This is a genomic window from Kitasatospora sp. NPDC004289 (genome assembly GCF_053602875.1).
On sequence record NZ_JBSGEL010000002.1, the window covers coordinates 125,235 to 146,375 of the forward strand.

Consider the following 21,141-nt stretch of genomic DNA (forward strand, 5'->3'; position numbering starts at 1 on the left):
CGCTCAACCGCATTTCTGTGAGGCTAAGCGGGGGTCACGAAACGGTCAAGATACGCTCTCGAACCGACAGGCCCGGAAGCTGACGTTCTGTCACGTCGGCAGCTGGGACGCGGGCGGGACGGGTTCGGTTCCCCGAGGCCGCTCCGCCACCGACGGCCGGTCCGGTCAGTGCCCGCCCGCCTCCCACAGGTGGTCGAACCTCCCGGCCAGCAGGGCGTCCCGCAGCGCGCGCAGCTCCTGCGGTTCGACCAGCAGCACCTGGTGCCGGTCCGCGACGTTCGCCACCGCGATGCGGCACGCACCCGCCCGCGCCAGCACGAAGCCGGCCACGTCGCCGTGCTCGTCCACCGGCGCGGTGGCCTCCCACGGCAGGCCGGGGTGGTCGACGGGGTAGTACTCGACCTCGCTCACCTCCGCCGCCCCCGCTCAGCCGCGCTCGGCGGTCCAGGCCCGGAACCCGCCCGGCTGGTCGTCCGGCGGGATCAGCTCGCCCGGGCGAAGCGTGCGCTCCACCCCGCCGCGCAGCGGGCGGACGTAGACCTCCCCCGCCAGGAAGTCCATCACCCGCACCGCCTCGCGGGTGGCGCGGAGGTAGGCGGTCTGCCCCGGTTCGGGCGTCCATGCGCCGCCGTTCTGACGCTCGCTCATGGTTTGGTGGCTCCCCTTCGATCGGTCTCCGGCTTTCCACCCTCAGATTCGACGGCCCGGCAGTAGCCTGACCAGGCCCTGCGACCGAACAACTACGGTGCGTGAGAACGGAGCTGACGGATGACCAACCCGAAGGACCTCGACCCGGCCGAGTCCCCGCGCGCCTTCTACGGCTCGGAGCTGCGCCGCCTCCGCGAGGCCAGGGGTCTGTCCCAGAGCGCCTTGGGCGAGCTGGTCTTCTGCTCCGGCAACTACATCGGCCAGATAGAGGCCGCCGTCCGACGCCCGCAGGAGGACCTGTCGGAACGCCTCGACACGGCGCTCGGCACCGACGGCCACTTCGCCCGGCTGTACCCGATGGTGACCCGGCCGCGCTTCGCGGAGTACTTCACGGCTGCGGCCGAACTCGAGCGTCAGGCGGTGACGATCAGCGCGTACGCCCCCCTTCTCGTACCTGGACTGCTTCAGACTCCGGACTACGCACGAGCGGTCTTCAGGTCTGCCCAACCGCTTCGCCACACGACTGAGAACGAGAAGCTGGTCAACCGCCGGATGGAACGAGCGGTGATCCTGGACGGCCCAACAAGGCCGCTGTTCTGGGTCGTCATCGAGGAGCACGCACTGCTCCGCCCCGTCGGCGGCCACGCGGCGATGCACGGACAGCTCGTCCACCTCGCTCAGCTGGTTGCCGACGGCCGGATCATCCTCCAAGTGATGCCGATCAGAAGCGGAGCACATGCTCTGCTCGAAGGGTCACTGAGTCTGATGACTTTTGCCGACTCTCCGCCCGCTGCCTACGTGGAAGGGCCCCACACGGGTGAACTGCTAGACGCCCCAAGCTCGTTCGCGGCCTGCAAGCTATCCTTCGATCTAGTCCGGGCCGACGCTCTGCCGCCGGAGGCGTCCTTGGCCCTGCTCGAAGCGGCGGCGGAGGAACACGCACATGGCCAGCACTGAGCAGTGGCGCAAGAGCACCCACAGCGGCGGCAACAACGGCGACTGCATCGAGCACGACGACGCCCACCCCGGCACCGTCCGCGACTCCAAGGACCCCCACGGCCCCCGCCTCCGCTTCACCCCCGACGCCTGGGCCACCTTCGTCACCGCCACCAAGACCGGCGAATTCCCCACCAACTGACGCGCTGTTGGGTTCAGCGCTCCGCTTCCAGCGCCTCCTTGGCGAGCCGGAAGGCCAGCCCCTCCGCGTAGCCGCGGCGGGCCAGGGCGCCTACCAGGCGGCGGAGTTTGGCCTGGTCGTCCAGGCCCCGCATGGTGCGCAGCCGCCGCTCGACGAAATCGCGGGCGGCGGCTTCCTCATCGTCCTCGTCCACCTGGGCGAGGGCCCGCTCGGCCAGCTCAGGGGCGACTCCGCGTTGGCGCAGCTCCTGGGAGAGCACCCGGCGACCGAGGCCGCGGGCGTTGTGGCGGGACTCCACCCAGGCCTCGGCGAAGGCGGCGTCGTCGATCAGGCCGACCTCCTGGAGGCGGTCGAGGACCTGCTCGGCCACCTCCTCCGGGATCTCCCGCTTGGCGAGTGCCTCGGCGAGCTGCTTGCGGGTCTTGGCGGCGCCGGTGAGCAGGCGCAGGCAGATCGCCCGGGCCCGCTCGGCCGGATCGGCCTCCTCGGCGGCGCGCTGCTCCTTGCGGGCCTTGCGCGCGGCCTTCCGCTCCTCCTTGGTCAACTCCGGCTCGGGGGCCGGGCCCTCGGTGGGCGGGGCCATCCAGTCAGGACCCCCGCCCGACTCTGCGGACTCGGCGGACTCGGCGGACTCGGCCGCCATCGCCGTCCGCCGGCGCCTCCGACCACCTGTCAGGTCCGAGGCGCGGAGCATCCCGTCGAACGCCGGGATGCCGGACTCGTCCTCCGAGTCCGGCATCCCGGTCGTGCTGTCGTGCGTCAAGACAGGCTCAGCTCTTCGCCGCCGCCGTCTTCTTGGCCGCGGTCTTCTTCGCCGCGGCGCCACCCGCCTCGTCCTCGGCGCCCGCGGCGGCCGCCGGGGCGGCCTCGCCCTCGGCCTCGGCCGGCTTCGGGCCGATGCCGAGCTTGCCCTTGATCTTGACCTCGATCTCGTCGGCCAGCTGCGGGTTGTCGCGCAGGAAGTTGCGGGCGTTCTCCTTGCCCTGGCCGAGCTGGTCGCCCTCGTAGGTGTACCAGGCGCCGGACTTGCGGATGAAGCCGTGCTCCACGCCCATGTCGATCAGGCCGCCCTCGCGGCTGATGCCGATGCCGTAGAGGATGTCGAACTCGGCCTGCTTGAACGGGGCGGCGACCTTGTTCTTCACCACCTTGACGCGGGTGCGGTTACCGACCGCCTCGGTGCCGTCCTTCAGGGTCTCGATCCGGCGGATGTCGAGGCGCACGGAGGCGTAGAACTTCAGCGCGCGGCCACCGGTGGTGGTCTCCGGCGAGCCGAACATGACGCCGATCTTCTCGCGCAGCTGGTTGATGAAGATCGCGGTGGTGTTCGACTGGTTCAGCGCACCGGCGATCTTGCGGAGGGCCTGGCTCATCAGACGGGCCTGGAGGCCGACGTGCGAGTCGCCCATCTCGCCCTCGATCTCGGCACGCGGCACCAGGGCGGCCACCGAGTCGATGATCACCAGGTCGATCGCGCCGGAGCGGATCAGCATGTCGGTGATCTCCAGCGCCTGCTCACCGGTGTCCGGCTGGCTGACCAGCAGGGCGTCGGTGTCCACGCCGAGCTTCTTGGCGTACTCCGGGTCGAGCGCGTGCTCCGCGTCGACGAAGGCCACCGTGCCGCCCTGGCGCTGGCAGTTGGCCGCCAGGTGCAGGGTCAGGGTGGTCTTGCCGGAGGACTCCGGGCCGTAGATCTCCACCACGCGGCCGCGCGGGATGCCGCCGACGCCGAGGGCGACGTCCAGCGCCGTCGAACCGGTCGGGATCACGTCGATCGGCTCGTTGGCCTTCTCGCCGAGCCGCATCACCGAGCCCTTGCCGAACTGCCGCTCGATCTGGGCGAGTGCGGTCTCAAGAGCCTTCTCGCGGTCCGTACCTGCCATGGCTTCCACCCTCGGGTTCTGTCCTGTGCGCTTCATCGTCCTCGACGCTAGCGCGTCCCACCGACAATCCGCCCCAAACGGGCTCGGCCTGTGGAAAACTCGCCGCGAGCCAGTATAGGGAACATCTGTTCGAATCAAGTCAACCGCCCCGCCGCCACGCCCTCGACCGCGTGAAACCACCAGGTCAGCGCCCTGAACCACTACCTGTGGACGCATGATCACCACCGTCGGACGGCGCCGCACCGCCGCCGTCCTCCTCGCCCTGGCCGCCTTCCTGGCCCCCGCGGCCACCCCCGCCGTGGCCGCCGTCCACACCCCCGCCGTCCACGCGAGGGCCCTCCCCGAGCCCTCCCCCGCCGAGCACGCCCGCGACGAACTGGCCGAGCTGACCGTCGCCGAGCCGCACTCCATGGCCGGCTACAGCCGCGCCAAGTTCCCGCACTGGGTGAAGCAGTACGGCGAGTGCGACACCCGCGAGGTGGTGCTGGCCCGGGACGGCGAGGGCGTCACCCAGGACGAGCTCTGCCGGGCGGGCACCGGCGTCTGGCTCAGCCCGTACGACGGCAAGGTGCTGACCGCCGCCGCCCAGGTCGACATCGACCACGTGGTCCCGCTGGCCAACGCCTGGCGCTCCGGCGCCGACGAGTGGACCACCGCCGCCCGCCGCGCCTTCGCCAACGACCTGGAGCACTCCCAGCTGATCGCGGTCTCGGCCGCCTCCAACCGCTCCAAGGCCGACAAGTCCCCCGACCAGTGGTCCCCGCCGGACCCGGCCTACTGGTGCACCTACTCCCGGGCCTGGATCGACGTGAAGCACCTGTACCGCCTCAACGTCACCGCACCCGAGGCCGCCAGGCTCACCGAGATGCTCGACACCTGCGCCTGACACGCCGACGGGCGGCCACCCGTCAGGTGACCGCCCGTCAACTCCGCTTCCTAGTCGTCCCGGTGCTCGTGCCCGTCCCGGTGCGAGTTCCGCTCGCCGCGCACCATCCGGTGCAGCCGCCGCGCCGCCTCCCGCCGCCGGGCCCGCCGGCCCTTGCGGTCGGCACCCCGGTCGATCCGCGGGTCGGTCTGCACCTCGTACCGCCGCACGTAGGTGCCGACGAAGCCCTGCAGGGTGGCCGCCACCGGGATGGCGATCAGCGCGCCGACCGCGCCGAGCAGCGCGGCCCCCGCGATCACCGAGCCGAAGGCCACCGCCGGGTGCACGTCCACCGTCTTCGCGGTGATCCTCGGGTGCAGCAGGTAGTTCTCGATCTGCTGGTAGACGATCACGAAGACCAGCACCCAGAGCGCGTCCATCGGGTCCACGGTGAGTGCGACCAGCACCGGCAGCGCGCCGGCGAGGTACGTCCCGATGGTCGGCACGAACTGCGACATGACGCCGACCCAGACCGCCAGCGCGGCCGCGTACGGCAGGCCCAGGACCGAGAACATGATCCAGTGCGCGATGGTCGAGGCGACCGCCAGCAGCGCCCGGGAGTAGAGGTAGCCGCCGGTCTTGGCCAGCGCGATCTCCCAGGCCCGCAGCACCTCGGCCTGCTTGGCCGGGGGCAGCAGCGAGCAGACCGTGCGCCGCACCCGGGGGCCGTCGGCGGTGAAGTAGAAGGTGAACAGGCCGACGGTGAACATCTGGAACAGTCCGCCGATCAGCGTGCTGGAGACGCCCCAGACGTTGTCGGCCGCCTGTTGGGCGTACTTCTCGATGTTGCCCGAGTCCTTCAGCAACTTCTCCTGGAGCTGGTCCAGCGAGAGGTTCTGGTTGAAGGTCCGGTTCACCCAGTCGATCAGGTTCTGCACCAGGTGCGGGAGGTCCCCGGCGATCTTGGCCACCTGGTCGACCAGCAGGGTGCCGAGCGCGGTCAGGAAGCCCGCGATGGCGACCCCCAGACCGATGAAGACCAGGAAGGTCCCGAGACCCCGGCGCACCCCGCGGGCGGCCATCCGGTCCACCGCCGGCTCCATCGCCAGCGAGAGGAAGAAGGCCACCAGCAGCATCACCAGCAGGTCGATGAGCTGGCGGAACGCCCAGTCGGCGAGCTGGAACAGCCCGACCAGGACCAGCGCCATCACCATCGCCCGCGGCAGCCACCGGGGCATCCCCTTCCCCCAGATCGAGTGCGCCACCGACTCGGCGGCGCCTCCGCCGGCCCCGCTGCCGGCGGGGTCGAGCGGCTCCCCGGCGTCGGGCGGGGGCGCCTCGCCGGCCACGGGTGCCGCTGGTTCGGTCAGGGTCTCCTGGGGTGGGTGCTGGTCTTCCCGGTTCTCGGCCACCCGCCCAGTCTTACCCAAAGCTCAACGGAGCAACGTCGACACCCCCTGCGTGCTGCACACCACGCGCCAGACCTCCTTCGCCTCCCAACCCGCGTCCAGCGCCTGACGGACCGTCCGCCCGCCCAGCTCGCTCATCAGGTGGTCCTGGGCGAACGACTCCGCGTACGCCTCGCCGAAGTGCTCGTACATCCGTCGCCAGAACTCGGTCAGCCTCATGGCCCCAGTATCCCGGAGCCGGCCGGCGCGCTCCGGGCCGCGGCCCCGGCCGGTCGGGGCCACGGCCCGGGTCCCCGGCTCAGCCGGCCGGCAGCGCGAGCACGCCCGCGCCGAAGAACTGCCGCTCCACGCAGGCACCCGGCGCGTACGGGCAGTTCCCGGCGGCCGCGTCGGCCAGCAGCGCGGTCAGCCGCTCCGGCCTCCACCCCGGGTGGGCCGCCGCCGCGACCGCCACCGCGCCGGTGACGTGGGCGGCCGCCATCGAGGTGCCGGCCAGCGCGGCGTACTGGCCGCCGGGCCAGGCCGAGACGATCGCGCCCTCGGCCCCGCCGTCCGGCTCCCCGCCGGGGGCCGCGATCGAGATCCGGCCGCGGCCGTAGTTGCTGTACCCGGAGGGGAGGCCGTTGCGGTCCACCGCGGCGACGGTCAGCACGCCCGGGAGCTCACCGGGGAGACGGACGCACTCCGGCCCGAGGAAACGATTCTGCCCAGGACCCGAGAGCCGGTCGTTGGGGCTGCGCTGGTCGTGCCGGACCGCGCCCAGGTCCTGCCCGTCGTTGCCCGCCGAGGCCACCACCACCGCGCCCTGCCGCTGCGCGTACGCCACCGCGCGGCCCACCGCCAGGATCAGCGCGGCCTGGTCCGGGTCCTGCGGGCAGTTGTACTTCCAGGGGTCGGCGAAGTAGCTGTCGTTGATCGCCCTGGCCCCGTGGTCGGCCGACCAGAGCATCCCGCAGACGATGTTCTCCGCGTAGTACTGCCCCAGCGGGCCCAGCAGCCGGACGGCGGCGATCCGCACGCCCGGCGCCACCCCCGTCACGCCCTTCCCGTCCCGGGACGCCCCGACGATCCCCGCCACGTGGGTCCCGTGCCCGCTCTCCCCCACCCCACGGTCCGGCCGCCACGCCCCGAACCGGGCGTCCGGGCGTCCGTCCGCGCAGGAGGCCGAGGCCGCCGGGTCCACCGCCGACCGCAGGTCCGGGTGGGTGTCGTCCACCCCCGAGTCCAGCACCGCGACCAGCACCCGGCGCAGCTCCTGACCGCCCGGTCGCGCACCGCCCGGGGTCCGGACCAGGGCCGCCGGGCGGGTGCCGGCCGCCGTCGCACGGTCGCCGCCGCCGATCATCGCCAGGTTCCAGTCCGCCGACTCGCCCGGATCCGGGGTCAGCGCCCCGTCGCCCTCCCCCTCCCCCTCCCCCGCGGCCTCCACCGCGTCCACCGCGTCCCCGCGCACCGCCGGGCCGAACTCCCCCTCCCCCTCCAGTGCCCCGGGAGGGCCCGGCACCCCCGTCGTCCTGGTCGCCCCCACCGCGGCTATGCCCTCCGCCCCGCGCAACCGCTCCGCGAAGCCGCCCGTCGCGTACGCCAGCACCACACCGATCTGCGGGTACTCCTGCACCACCCGGCCGCCGGCCTGCCGAGCGCGCTCGGCCGCGGTGCGGGCGCCGTCCGCGTCCTGACGGTCCGCCAGCACCAGGTAGCTCAGGTACGACCGGCCCGGCCCCGCCACGAACGGCACCGCCCCGCCGATCAGCAGGGCCACCATCAACACCCCCAACAGCACCCGGACCCGCACCTTCCGCGTCCGTACGGCGAGACCCAGCCGTTCCATCGCACGACCTCCGCTCGTCGGGTCCGATTCATCACGATATGACCCCATTTCGCATCACGCCCGGTCGCACTGGGGCACACGGGTGGTCACCTCCGGGGCGCGGGTGGGCGGTCACCCCGGGCGCGGGGAACTGCGCGAGTACGGAAGGCGGCCCAGTGTGAGGTCGGAGCAGGCGAGCCAGTTGCAGCACGTGCCGTTCCCCTGCGCGCAGTTCCCCGCGCCCCCGGGATCACCACCTGCGTTCCTCGCGCCCCGGATTCCCCCTCCCTGTCACAGGGGCCGTGCACCATGGGGGCATGGCGCGGACTGAGCTGAGCGATCCGTTGGAGGGGTTCGCCCCGGCGACCAGGGCGTGGTTCTCGGGGGCGTTCGACGCGCCCACGGCCGCGCAGGCGCAGGCCTGGGAGGCGATCCGCAGCGGATCGGACGTGCTGGTGGTGGCGCCGACGGGGTCGGGGAAGACGCTCGCCGCGTTCCTGTCCGCGCTGGACCACCTGAGCCACACCCCGCCCCCGGCGGACCCGAAGCGCCGCTGCCGGGTGCTCTACATCTCGCCGATCAAGGCCCTGGCCGTGGACGTCGAGCGCAACCTCCGCTCCCCGCTGGCCGGCCTGCGCCAGGCGGCCGTCCGCCTCGGCCTGCCCGAGCCCGAGGTCCAGGTCGGCATCCGCTCCGGTGACACCCCCGCCGCCGAGCGCCGCAGGATCGCGACGCACCCGCCGGACATCCTGATCACCACCCCCGAGTCGCTCTTCCTCCTGCTGACCTCCGCCTCCCGCGAGGCACTGCGCGGCGTCGACACGGTGATCCTGGACGAGGTGCACGCCGTCGCCGGCACCAAGCGCGGCGCGCACCTCGCGCTCAGCCTGGAGCGCCTCGACGAGCTGCTGGACCGGCCGGCCCGCCGGATCGGCCTGTCCGCCACCGTCCGCCCGGTCGACGAGGTGGCCCGCTTCCTCTCCCCGCAGCGCGGGGCGAGGGTGGTCCAGCCGCCCGCCGCCAAGGAGTTCGACCTCTCCGTGGTGGTCCCGGTCGCCGACCTGGACGAACTGCCCGCCGGCAAGGGCACTGACGACCCGTCACCCCAGGCCTCGATCTGGCCGCACGTGGAGGAGCGGATCGTCGACCTGGTCCAGGCCCACCGCTCCACCATCGTGTTCGCCAACTCCCGCCGCCTCGCCGAGCGCCTGTGCAACCGGCTGAACGAGATCGCCCACGAGCGGGCCACCGGCGAGCCGCTCCCCGAGGCACACGGCCCCGCCGCCCTGATGGGCGGCTCCGGAGCGGCGGCGGGGGCCCCACCGGTGATCGCGCGGGCGCACCACGGCTCGGTCTCCAAGGAGCAGCGCGCCCTGGTGGAGGAGGAGTTGAAGGCCGGCCGGCTGCCCGCCGTGGTGGCCACCTCCAGCCTGGAGCTGGGCATCGACATGGGTGCGGTGGACCTGGTGGTCCAGGTGGAGTCCCCGCCCTCGGTGGCCTCCGGGCTGCAGCGGGTCGGCCGGGCCGGGCACCAGGTGGGCGCGGTCTCCACCGGCGTGGTCTTCCCCAAGTACCGGGGCGACCTCGTCCAGTCGGCGGTGGTCACCGAGCGGATGCGCTCCGGCGGCATCGAGTCCCTGCGCGTGCCGCGCAACCCGCTCGACGTACTGGCCCAGCAGCTGGTCGCGATCACCGCGCTCGACACCTGGGACGTGGACGAGCTGCTGGCCCTGGTCCGCCGGGCCGCACCGTTCGCCACCCTCCCGCAGTCCGCCTTCGACGGGGTGCTGGACATGCTGGCGGGCCGTTACCCCTCGGACGCCTTCGCCGAGCTGAGGCCCCGTCTGGTCTGGGACAGGGTGGCGGGCACCGTCACCGGCCGCCCCGGCGCCCAGCGCCTGGCCGTCACCTCCGGCGGCACCATCCCCGACCGCGGCCTGTTCGGGGTCTTCATCGCGGGTGCGGACCCCAAGAAGGGCGGGGGACGGGTCGGCGAGCTGGACGAGGAGATGGTCTACGAGTCCCGGGTGGGCGACGTCTTCACCCTGGGCACCACCTCCTGGCGGATCCAGGAGATCACCCACGACAAGGTGCTGGTCACCCCGGCCCCCGGCGTGCCCGGCCGGCTGCCGTTCTGGAAGGGCGACAGCCTCGGCCGCCCGCTGGAGCTCGGCCGGGCCCTCGGCTCCTTCGTCCGCGAGCTGGGCACCCTGACACCCGATCGGGCCACCGCCCGCCTCAAGGCCGCCGGCCTGGACGACTGGGCCGCGCAGAACCTGCTCGGCTACCTGGCCGAGCAGCGCACCGCCACCGGTCACCTGCCCGACGACCGCACCATCGTGGTCGAGCGCTTCCGCGACGAGCTGGGCGACTGGCGGATCGTCGTCCACTCCCCGTTCGGCGCCCAGGTGCACGCCCCCTGGGCGCTGGCCATCGGCGCCCGCCTCCGCGAGAAGCACGGCCTGGACCCGCAGGTGATGCACGCCGACGACGGCATCGTGCTCCGCCTCCCCGACGCGGACCTCCTCGACTTCCCCTCCGACCGTCCGGTCACCGACGACGCCCCGGTCGGCGCCGACGCCACGCTGTTCGACAAGACCGAGATCGAGCAGCTGGTCACCGACCAGGTGGGCGGCTCCGCGCTGTTCGCCGCCCGCTTCCGGGAGTGCGCCGGCCGCGCCCTGCTGCTCCCCCGACGCAGCCCGGGCAAGCGCACCCCGCTCTGGCAGCAGCGCCAGCGCGCCTCCCAGCTGCTGGAGGTGGCCGCCGAGTACGGGTCCTTCCCGATCGTGCTGGAGGCCGTCCGCGAGTGCCTCCAGGACGTCTTCGACGTGCCGGGCCTGGTCGAGCTGATGGGCGATCTGGAGTCGCGCGCCGTCCGGCTGGTGGAGGTCACCACCCAGGAGCCGTCCCCGTTCGCCCGCTCCCTGCTCTTCGGCTACGTCGCCCAGTACCTCTACGAGGGCGACTCGCCGCTGGCCGAGCGCCGCGCCGCCGCCCTCGCGCTCGACTCCCGCCTGCTCTCCGAGCTGCTCGGCCAGGCCGAGCTGCGCGAGCTGCTGGACCCTCAGGTGCTGGCCGAGCTGGAGGCCGAGCTGCAGCGGCTCACCCCGGAGCGGCGGATCAAGGACGCCGAGGGCGTGGCCGACGCGCTGCGCCTGCTCGGCCCGCTCTCGGAGGCCGAGCTGACGGCCCGTGGGGCGCAGCCCAGCTGGGCGGCCGAGCTGCAGGCCGCCCGCCGGGCCGTCCTGGTGCGGATCGGCGGCGAGCAGCGCTGGGCCGCGATCGAGGACGCCGGGCGGCTGCGCGACGCGCTGGGCACCCCGCTGCCGGTCGGCGTCCCGGAGGCCTTCACCGAGCCGGTGAAGGACCCGCTGGGCGATCTGCTGGCCCGGTACGCCCGCACCCACGGTCCGTTCACCGCCGCCGAGGCCGGCGCCCGCTTCGGCCTGGGCACCGCCGTGGTCACCGGCACGCTGCACCGCCTGACCGCCGCCGGCCGTCTGGTCCAGGGCGAGTTCCGGCCCGGGGACGGCCACACCGGCACCGTCGAGTGGTGCGACGCCGAGGTGCTGCGCCGCCTGCGCCGGCGTTCGCTGGCCGCGCTGCGCCAGGAGGTGGAGGCCGTCCCGCCCCGGGCACTGGCCGCCTTCCTGCCGCAGTGGCAGCACCTGGCCGGGCACCGGCTGCGCGGGCCGGACGGGCTGCTCCGGGTGGTCGAGCAGCTCCAGGGCACCGCGCTGCCCGCCTCCGCACTGGAGAAGCTGATCCTGCCGGCCCGGCTGCTGGACTACTCCCCCGGGATGCTGGACGAGCTGATGGCGGCCGGCGAGGTCGGCTGGTCCGGTGCCGGCGCCCTGCCCGGCCAGGACGGCTGGCTGGCCCTGCACCTCCCGGAGACCGCCGACCTGCTCCGCCCCGAGCCGGTGCCGCCCGCCCTCACCCCGGTGCACGGCGCCCTGCTGGAGGCCCTGGCGGGCGGCTACGGCCTGTTCTTCCGTCAGCTGACCGACCGGGCCCGGGAGCTGACGGGCCAGGAGCTGCCCGAGGGCGAGCTGCTCGCCGCCCTCTGGGACCTGACCTGGGCCGGGTACGTCACCAACGACACCCTGGCCCCGCTCCGGGCGCTGCTCGGCTCCGGCCGCACCGCCGGGTCCACCGCGCACCGGGCGCCCCGGGCCGCCCCGCGCGGCCGCTACGGCGGCGGCTCCCGCGGCCTGGCCCGCCCGTCGGCCCGCTCCGGCCCGCCGACGGCGGCCGGGCGCTGGTCACTGCTGCCCGCGCTGGCCACCGAGCCCACGGTGCGGGCCACCGCCCAGGCCCAGGCCCTGCTGGACCGGCACGGCGTGCTCACCCGGGGCGCGGTGGCGGCCGAGCGGGTGCCCGGCGGCTTCGCCGGGGTCTACCGGGTGCTCGCGGCCTTCGAGGAGCGCGGCCGGGCCCGCCGGGGCTACTTCGTGGAGGGCCTGGGCGGCGCCCAGTTCGCCATGGAGGGCGCGGCGGACCGCGTGCGCTCGGTCAGCTCCCGGCTGGAGCGCCTGGGCGGCGGCGAGTGGACGGCTGCCCCGGCGGCCGAGGCCCCGCAGGCCCTGGTGCTGGCGGCGGCCGATCCGGCGAACGCCTTCGGCGCCGCACTGCCCTGGCCCGAGCCCCCGGCGGGCGAGGGCGAGAAGACGCACCGGCCGGGCCGGAAGGCGGGCGCCCTGGTGGTGCTGCTGGACGGTGAGCCCGCGCTGTACGTGGAGCGCGGCGGCAAGTCCCTGCTGGCCTGGGGCGAGCAGCCGGCCGCCTTCGCCGCACTGGCCGAGGCCGTCCGCGGCGGCGCCCTGGGCACCAGCGCCACCGTCGAGCGGATCAACGGCGCCCCGGCCCTCACGGCCCCCCTGGGCCACCTCCTGGAGGACGCGGGCTTCCACGCGTCCCCCCGCGGCTACCGCCTGCGGAGCTGAAGGTGGCGACCCCGGTTGCGCCCCGCAGGGGCGCGGGGAACTGCGCGCGGGGGAACGGCACCACGTGCAACTGGCTGACGGCGGTTCAGTTGCCGGTGAGCCGCCTTCCGATTCGCGCAGTTCCTCGCGCCCCTGGGTCACTGCACCTGGCTGCCCTGCCAGAACATCAGGCTCCGGGGGAGTTGACGGTTCCGGGGCCGTTGGGCGGATCCGGTCGTACTCCGTCAGGTGCGTGGCCGTCGGACGTGACGTCCTCACCCTTCCGGGGCAGTGACCGGTCGGCGTGGACCGGGATCAGGGCCAGGCCCCAGCCGCCCGCCAGTACGGCCAGGGCGGCCGGGCCGGCGTGCAGGACACCGCCGCCGACCACGGCGGCTCCGAGCAGCACTGCGGGCCACCACCTCACGGCAGTGGCCCGCAGGGACCGTACGCTTCGCATCACTGGCCTCCTCGGTGGGAGGCCGGTGTCATGCCGCCACCACGTCCACGGCGGCGGCCTTCGGCGAGATGGAGCTCATCCGGTCGACGCCGGGTGACGGCAGCGACACGGGTTCGAGCACCGGCCTCAGCAGTTCACCCTCGGAGAGGGTGGCCATCGCCGCAAGTTCGGCCAGCGAGAGCTCGTCGCTGACCTCGCGCATCACCTCGGACATCCGGACGTCGAGTGCGTCGCAGATGGCGGAGAGCAGCTCGGAGGAGGCCTCCTTCTGTCCCCGCTCGACCTCGGAGAGGTAGCCGAGCGAAACCCTGGCGGCCGCCGACACCTCTCGGAGTGTGCGGCCCTGGCGCTGGCGCTGCCGACGCAGTACATCGCCCAGTAGGCGACGGAGCAGGATCATCGGTGCCTCCCTCCTCGGACTGCGGATCGAGATGTCACGACCCCACCGTACCGCCTCGTCCGCATCGCGTGCGGGGACCGTGGTCGTGTTCACTCTGGGCTGCAAGGCTGCCCCCTCCCCTGTTGTTCCCCGCCCGACTACCTGACTAGTGCCCACTCGGGGTATCTGATGTAACACGATCCTGCTGTCAACGGAGCCTGTTCAGGTGCTTTTCCACGAAGCCGGTCCGTGGAGGCGCTCAACGCGCTAGGCGGTCCAGCAGGAGGTCGAGGGCGGCGACGACGGTGTCACGTCGAATTGTTTCACGTGTCCCTGACAACCCAAGCGAAGCCGTGCGTGCTCCGTCGGGTCCGGAAAGCCCGATGTGCACCGTTCCGACCGGGTTCCCGTCCTGCTCCTCCGGGCCCGCCACCCCCGTGGTGGCCAGTCCGTACGTCGCCCCCAGCAGCCGCCGCACCCCGTCGGCCATCTGACGGGCTACCACCGGGTGGACGGCGCCGTGCACCTCCAGCAGGCCCTCGTCCACGCCCAGCACCGAGGCCTTGATCTCGGTGGCGTACGCGGTGACCCCGCCGCGGTAGGTGGCGGAGGCCCCGGGCACGTCCACCAGGGCGGCGGAGAGCAGGCCGCCGGTCAGCGACTCGGCCACCGCCACGGTGGCGCCGTGCTCGCGCAGGGCCCGGTGCACCTCGGCGGCCGGCTGACGGTCCGTCATGACGGATTCCCCCCGCTGCGGCGCAGCACCACGGCCTGCCGGACGTAGTCGAGACCGGTGCCCAGGGTCAGCAGCACGGCCGCGGTCATCACCACGGCGCGGGCGGTGGCCAGCCAGCCGGTCAGCTCCAGGACGTACATGCCGACCGCGATGCCCTGGGTCAGCGTCTTCAGCTTGCCGCCCCGGCTGGCCGGGATGACGCCGTAGCGGATCACCCAGAAGCGCATCAGGGTGATGCCGAGCTCGCGGGCCAGGATCAGCGCGGTGACCCACCAGGGCAGGTCCCCGAGGACCGAGAGGCCGATCAGGGCGGAGCCCATGATGGCCTTGTCGGCGATCGGGTCGGCGATCTTGCCGAAGTCGGTGACCAGGCCCTTGCGACGGGCCAGCTCGCCGTCGAACACGTCGGTGATCATCGCGACCGCGAAGGCCGCCCAGGCCACCGCCCGCCACTTGGGGTCGTGCCCGCCGTCCGCGAACAGCAGCAGCACGAAGACCGGCACGATCGCCAGCCGGAGCATGGTCAGCACGTTCGCGATGTTCCACAGCGAGGGCACGGGCGGGGCGGAGCCGGCCGGCTTGGCCGGGGCGGCGCCCGCCCCTCTGCTCATGCGCCGGCTCCGGCGAGCACCTCGGCGACCAGGTCCACGCCCTCGGTGCCGACCACGGTCGCGCGGTAGTACTCGCCCACCTTGGCGTCGTCGGCGCCCAGCAGGGTGGTCAGACCGTCCGTCTCCGGCGCCTGGTGGGCCGAGCGGCCCTCCACCACGCCGTCCTCGACCGACTCGACCAGCACCTCGACCTCGGTGCCGATCCGCTGCTCGGCCCGCTGGGCGGTCATCTCCTCGGCCAGCTTGGTGAGCCGGGCCACCCGCTCGGCGACCAGGTCCTCGGGCAGCTTGCCGTCGAAGGTGGCCGCCTCGGTGCCGTCCTCGTCCGAGTAGCCGAAGACGCCGATCGCGTCCAGGCCGGCCTCGGTGACGAAGCGCTCCAGCTCGGCGAAGTCCTCCTCGGTCTCGCCGGGGAAGCCGACGATGAAGTTGGACCGGGCTCCGGCCTGCGGCGCCTTGGAGCGGATGGTGGAGAGCAGCTGGAGGAACTGCTCGGTGTTGCCGAAGCGGCGCATCTTCCGCAGCACCGCCGGGGCGGAGTGCTGGAAGGAGAGGTCGAAGTACGGGACCACGCCCGGGGTGGAGGTCATCACGTCGATCAGGCCGGGGCGCATCTCGGCGGGCTGCAGGTAGGAGACCCGGACCCGGCGCAGGCCCTCGACGGCCGCGATCTCGGTGAGCAGGGTCTCCAGCAGGCGGATGTCGCCCAGGTCCTTGCCGTAGGAGGTGTTGTTCTCGCTGACCAGGACGGCCTCGGTGACGCCCTGGCCGGCCAGCCAGACCGCCTCGTTCAGCACGTCGGAGGGGCGGCGGGAGATGAAGGAGCCGCGGAAGGCCGGGATGGCGCAGAACGAGCAGCGGCGGTCGCAGCCGGAGGCCAGCTTGACCGAGGCGACCGGGTTGGAGTCCAGGCGCTTGCGCAGGGTGCGCGGGCCGGAGGCCGGGGCCACGCCCTCGGGGAGGTCCTCGGGGGCGCCGTGGCCGGGCAGGGCCACCTCGGCGGCGGCCGCCTGGCGCTCGACCGGAGTGAGCGGGAGGAGGGTGCGGCGGTCGCGCGGCTTGTGGGCCTCCACGTGGCCGCCGGCCAGGATGGTCTGCAGGCGGCTGGAGATGTCGGTGTAGTCGTCGAAGCCGAGCACGCCGTCGGCCTCGGGGAGGGCGTCGGCCAGCTCCTTGCCGTAGCGCTCGGCCATGCAGCCGACCGCGACCACGGCCTGGGTCCGGCCGTGACCCTTGAGGTCGTTGGCCTCCAGCAGGGCGTCGACGGAGTCCTTCTTGGCGGCCTCCACGAAGCCGCAGGTGTTGACCACGGCGACATCGGCGTCGGAAGCGTCGTCGACCAGCTGCCAGCCGTCGGCCTCCAGTCGCCCGGCGAGTTCCTCGGAGTCCACCTCGTTGCGGGCGCATCCGAGCGTGACAAGGGCGACAGTACGGCGTTCAGGCATAGGGACAAGGTTAACGCGCGGCCCCCGGTGCCGTTCGCCCCGGAGGCCGCGTCGTGGGAACCGGCGTCCGGATCACCCGGCCTGCGGGTCGCCCGGGGTGTAGGTCAGGTGCTTGACCTGGCCTTCCGCACCGGCCGGGCCGAGGTCCTTGCCGTTGACGTACAGGTGCACGGCCCCTGCGTTGCCGATCACCAGCTTGATCTGCTTGGGATCGGTGAAGGTCTGCGAGCTGCTCTGCTCCAGGTTGTTCTGGAACAGCGACTTGCCCTTGCCGTCCAGCGCCGAGACCCAGCTCGTCCCGGACTCGGCGACCAGCTTGACCGTCACCCTGTCGGCCGGGGCGGCGGCGATCGCCTCCGCACTGGGCGCCGGGGCCGGGGGCTGCACGCTGGCGGTGGGCGAGGCGGGGGCGGTGGCGGAGAGCGGAGCGCTGGCCTCGCCGACGGCGGCCGGGGTGCGGTCGCCGGAGAACAGGTTGAAGCCGATCAGCCCGACCACCACGAAGATCGCGGCCACCATGGCGGCGGTCCAGTTCGGCCGCCGGTGGTCGGTGACCTTGATCGGGCCGGCGTCCGGCAGCGGGAGCGGGCGCTTGGCGGACGGGGCGCCGCCGTTCGCGGCGTCGTACGCGGCCACCAGGGCCTCGCCGTCCACCCCGACCGTCTTGGCGATGGCCCGGATGTGCCCGCGGGCGTAGACGTCGCCGCCGCAGCGGGAGAAGTCCTCGTCCTCGATGGCGTGCAGGATCGGCACCCGGACCCGGGTGTCGGCGCTGACCTGATCGACCGTCAGCCCCGCCTGCCGTCGGGCGTCCGAGAGCACCCGGCCGATCGCCACCGGCGGGGCGGCGGGGACGGCGGGCTCCGGCACGGCTGAGGGGTCGGAGGACCGGTGCGAGGACTTGCCGATGGTCACTGAGCGCGCCTTTCGAGCGTTGGCCACCTGCTGAGAGAACAGTCTAGGGGCGGGCCCGGAGGCTTTCTCAAGCGGAGTGGGCCCGAACGTGCGGTGCCCGGGCGCCGGGCTGACGGCGGGTCAGCCCGGCCCCGACGGCTGCACGGTGGGACGTACCCGGACGGCGCACGGTTCCCCTCCTCCGATCGGGTGAGGAGTCGGTGAATTCACCGTGACGTCAGCTGCGCAAGGTGATCAGCACCGCGTCCAGCTCGTCCGGCTTGATCAGGACGTCGCGGGCCTTGGAGCCCTCGCTGGGGCCGACGATGCCGCGGGACTCCATCAGGTCCATCAGCCGGCCCGCCTTGGCGAAGCCGACCCGGAGCTTGCGCTGGAGCATCGAGGTGGAGCCGAACTGGGTGGAGACCACCAGCTCGGCCGCCTGGATCAGCAGGTCCAGGTCGTCGCCGATCTCCTCGTCGATCTCCTTCTTGGGGCCGCCGCCGACCACCACGTCCTCGCGGTAACGGGCCGTCAGCTGGTCCTTGCAGTGCTGCACCACCTTGGCGATCTCCGCCTCGGTGACGAAGGCGCCCTGCATCCGGACCGGCTTGGAGGCGCCCATCGGCAGGAAGAGCGCGTCGCCCTTGCCGATCAGCTTCTCCGCACCGGGCTGGTCCAGGATGACCCGGGAGTCGGCCATCGCCGAGGTGGCGAAGGCCAGCCGGGACGGCACGTTGGCCTTGATCAGGCCGGTCACCACGTCCACCGAGGGCCGCTGGGTGGCCAGCACCAGGTGGATGCCGGCCGCGCGGGCCAGCTGGGTGATCCGGACCACCGAGTCCTCGACGTCGCGCGGGGCGACCATCATCAGGTCGGCCAGCTCGTCGACGATCACCAGCAGGTACGGATAGGGCGTCAGCTCCCGCTCGCTGCCCAGCGGGGGCTTCAGCGTCCCGCTGCGCACCGCGGCGTTGAAGTCGTCCACGTGCCGGAAGCCGAAGGCCGCCAGGTCGTCGTAGCGCATGTCCATCTCGCGCACGACCCACTGCAGCGCCTCGGCCGCCTTCTTCGGGTTGGTGATGATCGGGGTGATCAGGTGCGGGATGCCCTCGTACGCGGTCAGCTCGACCCGCTTGGGGTCGACCAGCACCATCCGCACCTCGTCCGGCGTGGCCCGCACCAGCACCGAGGTGATCAGGCAGTTGATGCAGGAGGACTTGCCCGCGCCGGTGGCGCCGGCCACCAGCACGTGCGGCATCTTCGCGAGGTTGGCCATCACGGTGTGGCCCTCGACGTCCTTGCCCATGCCGACCACCATCGGGTGGGTGTCCTCGGCGGCCGTGCGCGAGCGCAGCAGGTCCCCCAGGGTCACCATCTCGCGGTCCCGGTTGGGGATCTCCACGCCGACCGCGGACTTGCCCGGGATGGGCGAGATGATCCGCACGTCCGGGGTGGCCACCGCGTAGGCGATGTTCTTCGCCAGGGCGGTGATCCGCTCGACCTTCACCGCGGGGCCGAGCTCCACCTCGTAGCGGGTGACCGTCGGGCCGCGGGTGAAGCCGGTCACCCGGGCGTCCACCTTGAACTCGGTCATCACCCCGGTGAGCTGGGCCACCACCTCGTCGTTGAGCGCGCTGCGGGCCTTGGCCGGGCCGCCGCGCTCCAGCAGCTCCAGGGAGGGCAGCGCGTAGCTGATGTCCCCGGAGAGCTGGAGCTGCTCCATCCGGGCCGGGGCGGGTGAGTGGCCGTCAGGAGCGTCCGAGGCGCGGGCGGCCGGGACCCCGGGCTCCTCGGGCGGGGCGGTGTGGTCCTTGACCTGGTGCAGCATGCTGGCCACCGCCGGGGAGGCGGGCACGCCGTAGGTCAGGGCGCCGTCCAGGTCGGCGGCCACGCCGGCGGCGATGTCCCGGGTCTGGAACGGGTCCGGGACCGCGGCCTGGTGCTCGGGCTCGTCCAGCCGCTTGCGACGGCGCCGGCGGCGGGCGCCCACCTCGTCCCCGGCGTCCTCGACCGTGAACGGCATCGCGTCCGGGTCGGCGTCCTCCGGCGGGGCGGTGGAGTACTCGCGGTCCGGCGCGGCCTCGTCCTCCGGCAGCTCGGCCGGCTCCACCACGCCAAGCTTCTCGCCCAGCAGGCGCAGCCGCTCGGGGATCCGGTTGACCGGCGTGGCGGTCACCACCAGCAGCCCGAAGAAGCTCAGCAGGAGCAGCAGCGGCACCGCGAGCAGCGGCCCGGCCGCGGCCATCAGCGGCGTCGAGGAGGCCCAGCCGAGGATCCCGCCGGCGGCCCTGATCTTCGACGCCCCGCTGCCCATCGCCGGTGCCCCGCAGCCGATGTGCACCAGCCCGAGGACGCCCAGCGCCAGGGCGCTCAGGCCGACCGCGACCCGGCCGTTGGCGTCCTGGTCCGGCCCGCCGGGGTGGCGCATCAGGCGGACCGAGACGGCGAGGAGCAGGAACGGGACCAGCACGTCGAGGCGGCCGAAGAGCCCGGAGACGACGGCGGTCGCCGCCTCCCCGAGCCACCCCTGCGGGCTGAACCACGTCCCGGCCGCGGTCACCAGCGCGAGGGCCAGCAGGAGCAGCGCGACGCCGTCCTTGCGGTGCGCCGGGTCCAGGTTCTTCGCACCGTCGCCGAAGCCGCGGAAGACGGCCCCCACGGCGTGCGCGAGGCCCAGCCAGACGGCGCGGACGGCGCGGAAGAGTATCGGGCGGCGCGCGGGGGCCTGCGGGGGCGCGGGGCGGCTCGCGGCCGCCTTCTTGGCGGGCGCCTTCTTCGCCGCCGCGGCCTTCTTCGCGGGAGCCGCGGCCTTCTTCGCCGGTGCCTTCTTGGCCGGCCCGGACTTCGGGTTGCGCGCTGCCGCGCCGGGCGTACGTGTGGCCATGGGACAGCAGCCTACCGGCGCACCGAGGCACTGGACACGTGCTCGAGCCACCGTGTCGCACCGTCAGATCGCGGGCACGGCCGGGCCGGTGGCCGCGGTGCGAGGAACGTACGTGGTGATGCCGGGGGCGCGAGGAACTGCGCGAGGCGGGAGGCCACGAACGGCAACTGAACCACCGTCAGCCAGTTGCAGGTGCTGCCTTTCCACAGCGCGCAGTTCCCCGCGCCCCCGGCATGACCTAGTTCGAACCGGGGCGCAGCGCGTCGAGGGCCTTGCGCAGGCCGGCGAGCTTGCGTTCCAGGTGGGCGGCGGTGGCGGCGGCCGTGGTGTCGGAGGAGTCGCCGAGCTGCTTGCCGAGGGCCTCGGCCTGCTCCTCGACGGCGGCCAGGCGGGCGGAGAGCTCGCCGAGCACGGTGGCCTCGCCCTGCTCGACCTGCAGGCGCAGCAGCGCGGCCTGCTCCTTGAGCTGACAGTTCTTCACGTACAGGTCGACGAAGACCGAGACCTTGGCGCGCAGCACCCACGGGTCGAAGGGCTTGGAGATGTAGTCGACCGCGCCGGCCGCGTAGCCGCGGAAGGTGTGGTGCGGCCCGTGGTTGATCGCGGTCAGGAAGATGATCGGGATGTCCCGCGTCCGCTCCCGCCGCTTGATGTGGGAGGCGGTCTCGAAGCCGTCCATGCCGGGCATCTGGACGTCCAGCAGGATGACCGCGAAGTCGTCGGTGAGCAGCGCCTTGAGCGCCTCCTCGCCCGACGCGGCGCGGACCAGCGTCTGGTCCAGCGCGGAGAGGATGGCCTCCAGGGCCAGCAGGTTCTCCGGCCGGTCGTCGACCAGGAGGATCTTCGCCTTCTGCACCACGACCCGCCCTCCTGCCGCTTGTCTGCCGATCGCGGCCGTCTTGGTACCGCTCATCACCGCACCGGTCATGCTAGCCGCACCCCCTCGCCCGCCAGGCCGCTCCGAGCGATCCGGCACCGTGGCAGTGCCGAATCCCACAGCGGAGCAGGGCGGAGCCTGAGCACCACGTCACCATTCGGTCACTGTTCG

Annotated in this window: 19 protein-coding genes; 4 read left to right on the forward strand and 15 right to left on the reverse strand. The window is 73.3% G+C overall.

From position 1 onward, the window contains the following. Window positions 1–165: 165 nt before the first annotated feature. Window positions 166–411: a hypothetical protein gene (locus ACWEPF_RS02085; RefSeq protein WP_449797584.1), complete on the reverse strand. Its 246-nt coding sequence runs from the start codon at window positions 409–411 to the stop codon at window positions 166–168. 15 nt (window positions 412–426) lie between these two features. Next, the gene (locus ACWEPF_RS02090; protein WP_452171017.1) at window positions 427–648 is read right to left on the reverse strand and encodes a hypothetical protein; all 222 of its coding nucleotides are present in this window, start codon (window positions 646–648) and stop codon (window positions 427–429) included. A gap of 120 nt (window positions 649–768) precedes the next feature. Here ACWEPF_RS02090 and ACWEPF_RS02095 point away from each other — a divergent pair, with 120 nt between their 5' ends. Together ACWEPF_RS02095 and ACWEPF_RS02100 are read left to right on the forward strand one after the other, a co-directional pair. After that, window positions 769–1,605 (forward strand): helix-turn-helix domain-containing protein, encoded by an 837-nt coding sequence (locus tag ACWEPF_RS02095; protein ID WP_452171018.1) that lies wholly within the window; start codon window positions 769–771, stop codon window positions 1,603–1,605. Next, complete coding sequence (locus tag ACWEPF_RS02100) at window positions 1,592–1,786, forward strand: DUF397 domain-containing protein (protein ID WP_452171019.1); 195 nt, start codon at window positions 1,592–1,594, stop codon at window positions 1,784–1,786. Before ACWEPF_RS02095 ends, ACWEPF_RS02100 begins: the two co-directional genes overlap by 14 nt. A gap of 13 nt (window positions 1,787–1,799) precedes the next feature. On the opposite strand, the gene ACWEPF_RS02105 is transcribed toward ACWEPF_RS02100, so the two are convergent. Further along, complete coding sequence (locus tag ACWEPF_RS02105; protein WP_452171080.1) at window positions 1,800–2,369, reverse strand: regulatory protein RecX; 570 nt, start codon at window positions 2,367–2,369, stop codon at window positions 1,800–1,802. 187 nt (window positions 2,370–2,556) lie between these two features. After that, the gene (gene recA / locus ACWEPF_RS02110; RefSeq protein WP_345288805.1) at window positions 2,557–3,669 is read right to left on the reverse strand and encodes a recombinase RecA; all 1,113 of its coding nucleotides are present in this window, start codon (window positions 3,667–3,669) and stop codon (window positions 2,557–2,559) included. 214 nt (window positions 3,670–3,883) lie between these two features. On the opposite strand from recA, the gene ACWEPF_RS02115 reads away from it, so the two are divergent. Further along, the gene (locus ACWEPF_RS02115) at window positions 3,884–4,555 is read left to right on the forward strand and encodes an HNH endonuclease family protein (protein WP_452171020.1); all 672 of its coding nucleotides are present in this window, start codon (window positions 3,884–3,886) and stop codon (window positions 4,553–4,555) included. Window positions 4,556–4,605: 50 nt separating this feature from the next. Here the strand turns inward: ACWEPF_RS02115 and ACWEPF_RS02120 are convergent, their stop codons facing one another. From ACWEPF_RS02120 to ACWEPF_RS02130, 3 genes are all read right to left on the reverse strand, one after another. After that, a complete protein-coding gene (locus tag ACWEPF_RS02120; RefSeq protein ID WP_452171021.1) occupies window positions 4,606–5,946 on the reverse strand; it encodes an AI-2E family transporter in 1,341 nt (446 codons plus the stop codon). Window positions 5,947–5,967: 21 nt separating this feature from the next. Next, window positions 5,968–6,162, reverse strand: coding sequence for a DUF3046 domain-containing protein (locus tag ACWEPF_RS02125; protein WP_345288803.1), 195 nt, complete (start codon window positions 6,160–6,162; stop codon window positions 5,968–5,970). A 79-nt stretch (window positions 6,163–6,241) separates the two neighbouring features. Then, complete coding sequence (locus ACWEPF_RS02130) at window positions 6,242–7,774, reverse strand: S8 family serine peptidase (protein WP_452171022.1); 1,533 nt, start codon at window positions 7,772–7,774, stop codon at window positions 6,242–6,244. A gap of 296 nt (window positions 7,775–8,070) precedes the next feature. Between ACWEPF_RS02130 and ACWEPF_RS02135 the strand changes: the two genes are divergently transcribed. Then, window positions 8,071–12,702 carry an ATP-dependent helicase gene (locus ACWEPF_RS02135; RefSeq protein WP_452171023.1) on the forward strand — a complete coding sequence of 1,544 codons (4,632 nt, stop codon included), beginning with the start codon at window positions 8,071–8,073 and terminating at the stop codon, window positions 12,700–12,702. Window positions 12,703–12,868: 166 nt separating this feature from the next. Here the strand turns inward: ACWEPF_RS02135 and ACWEPF_RS02140 are convergent, their stop codons facing one another. The 8 genes from ACWEPF_RS02140 to ACWEPF_RS02175 all read right to left on the reverse strand — a co-directional run bounded on the left by ACWEPF_RS02140 (window position 12,869) and on the right by ACWEPF_RS02175 (window position 20,952). Beyond that, the gene (locus ACWEPF_RS02140) at window positions 12,869–13,141 is read right to left on the reverse strand and encodes a hypothetical protein (protein ID WP_452171024.1); all 273 of its coding nucleotides are present in this window, start codon (window positions 13,139–13,141) and stop codon (window positions 12,869–12,871) included. Between the two features lie 28 nt (window positions 13,142–13,169). Next, on the reverse strand, window positions 13,170–13,541 hold the full coding sequence (locus tag ACWEPF_RS02145) for a helix-turn-helix domain-containing protein (RefSeq protein WP_345288800.1): 372 nt from the start codon (window positions 13,539–13,541) through the stop codon (window positions 13,170–13,172). A gap of 238 nt (window positions 13,542–13,779) precedes the next feature. Continuing rightward, the gene (locus ACWEPF_RS02150) at window positions 13,780–14,256 is read right to left on the reverse strand and encodes a CinA family protein (protein WP_452171025.1); all 477 of its coding nucleotides are present in this window, start codon (window positions 14,254–14,256) and stop codon (window positions 13,780–13,782) included. Continuing rightward, the gene (gene pgsA / locus ACWEPF_RS02155; RefSeq protein WP_452171026.1) at window positions 14,253–14,867 is read right to left on the reverse strand and encodes a CDP-diacylglycerol--glycerol-3-phosphate 3-phosphatidyltransferase; all 615 of its coding nucleotides are present in this window, start codon (window positions 14,865–14,867) and stop codon (window positions 14,253–14,255) included. Before pgsA ends, ACWEPF_RS02150 begins: the two co-directional genes overlap by 4 nt. Continuing rightward, window positions 14,864–16,312, reverse strand: coding sequence for a 30S ribosomal protein S12 methylthiotransferase RimO (gene rimO, locus ACWEPF_RS02160; protein ID WP_345288797.1), 1,449 nt, complete (start codon window positions 16,310–16,312; stop codon window positions 14,864–14,866). The genes pgsA and rimO overlap by 4 nt, the downstream gene beginning before the upstream one ends. A gap of 72 nt (window positions 16,313–16,384) precedes the next feature. Beyond that, window positions 16,385–17,227, reverse strand: a complete 843-nt coding sequence (locus ACWEPF_RS02165; protein ID WP_449797577.1) for a helix-turn-helix domain-containing protein — start codon at window positions 17,225–17,227, stop codon at window positions 16,385–16,387. Between the two features lie 217 nt (window positions 17,228–17,444). Continuing rightward, window positions 17,445–20,093: a DNA translocase FtsK gene (locus ACWEPF_RS02170; RefSeq protein WP_449797576.1), complete on the reverse strand. Its 2,649-nt coding sequence runs from the start codon at window positions 20,091–20,093 to the stop codon at window positions 17,445–17,447. Window positions 20,094–20,331: 238 nt separating this feature from the next. Then, window positions 20,332–20,952 carry a response regulator gene (locus ACWEPF_RS02175; protein WP_452171027.1) on the reverse strand — a complete coding sequence of 207 codons (621 nt, stop codon included), beginning with the start codon at window positions 20,950–20,952 and terminating at the stop codon, window positions 20,332–20,334. Window positions 20,953–21,141: the final 189 nt, after the last annotated feature.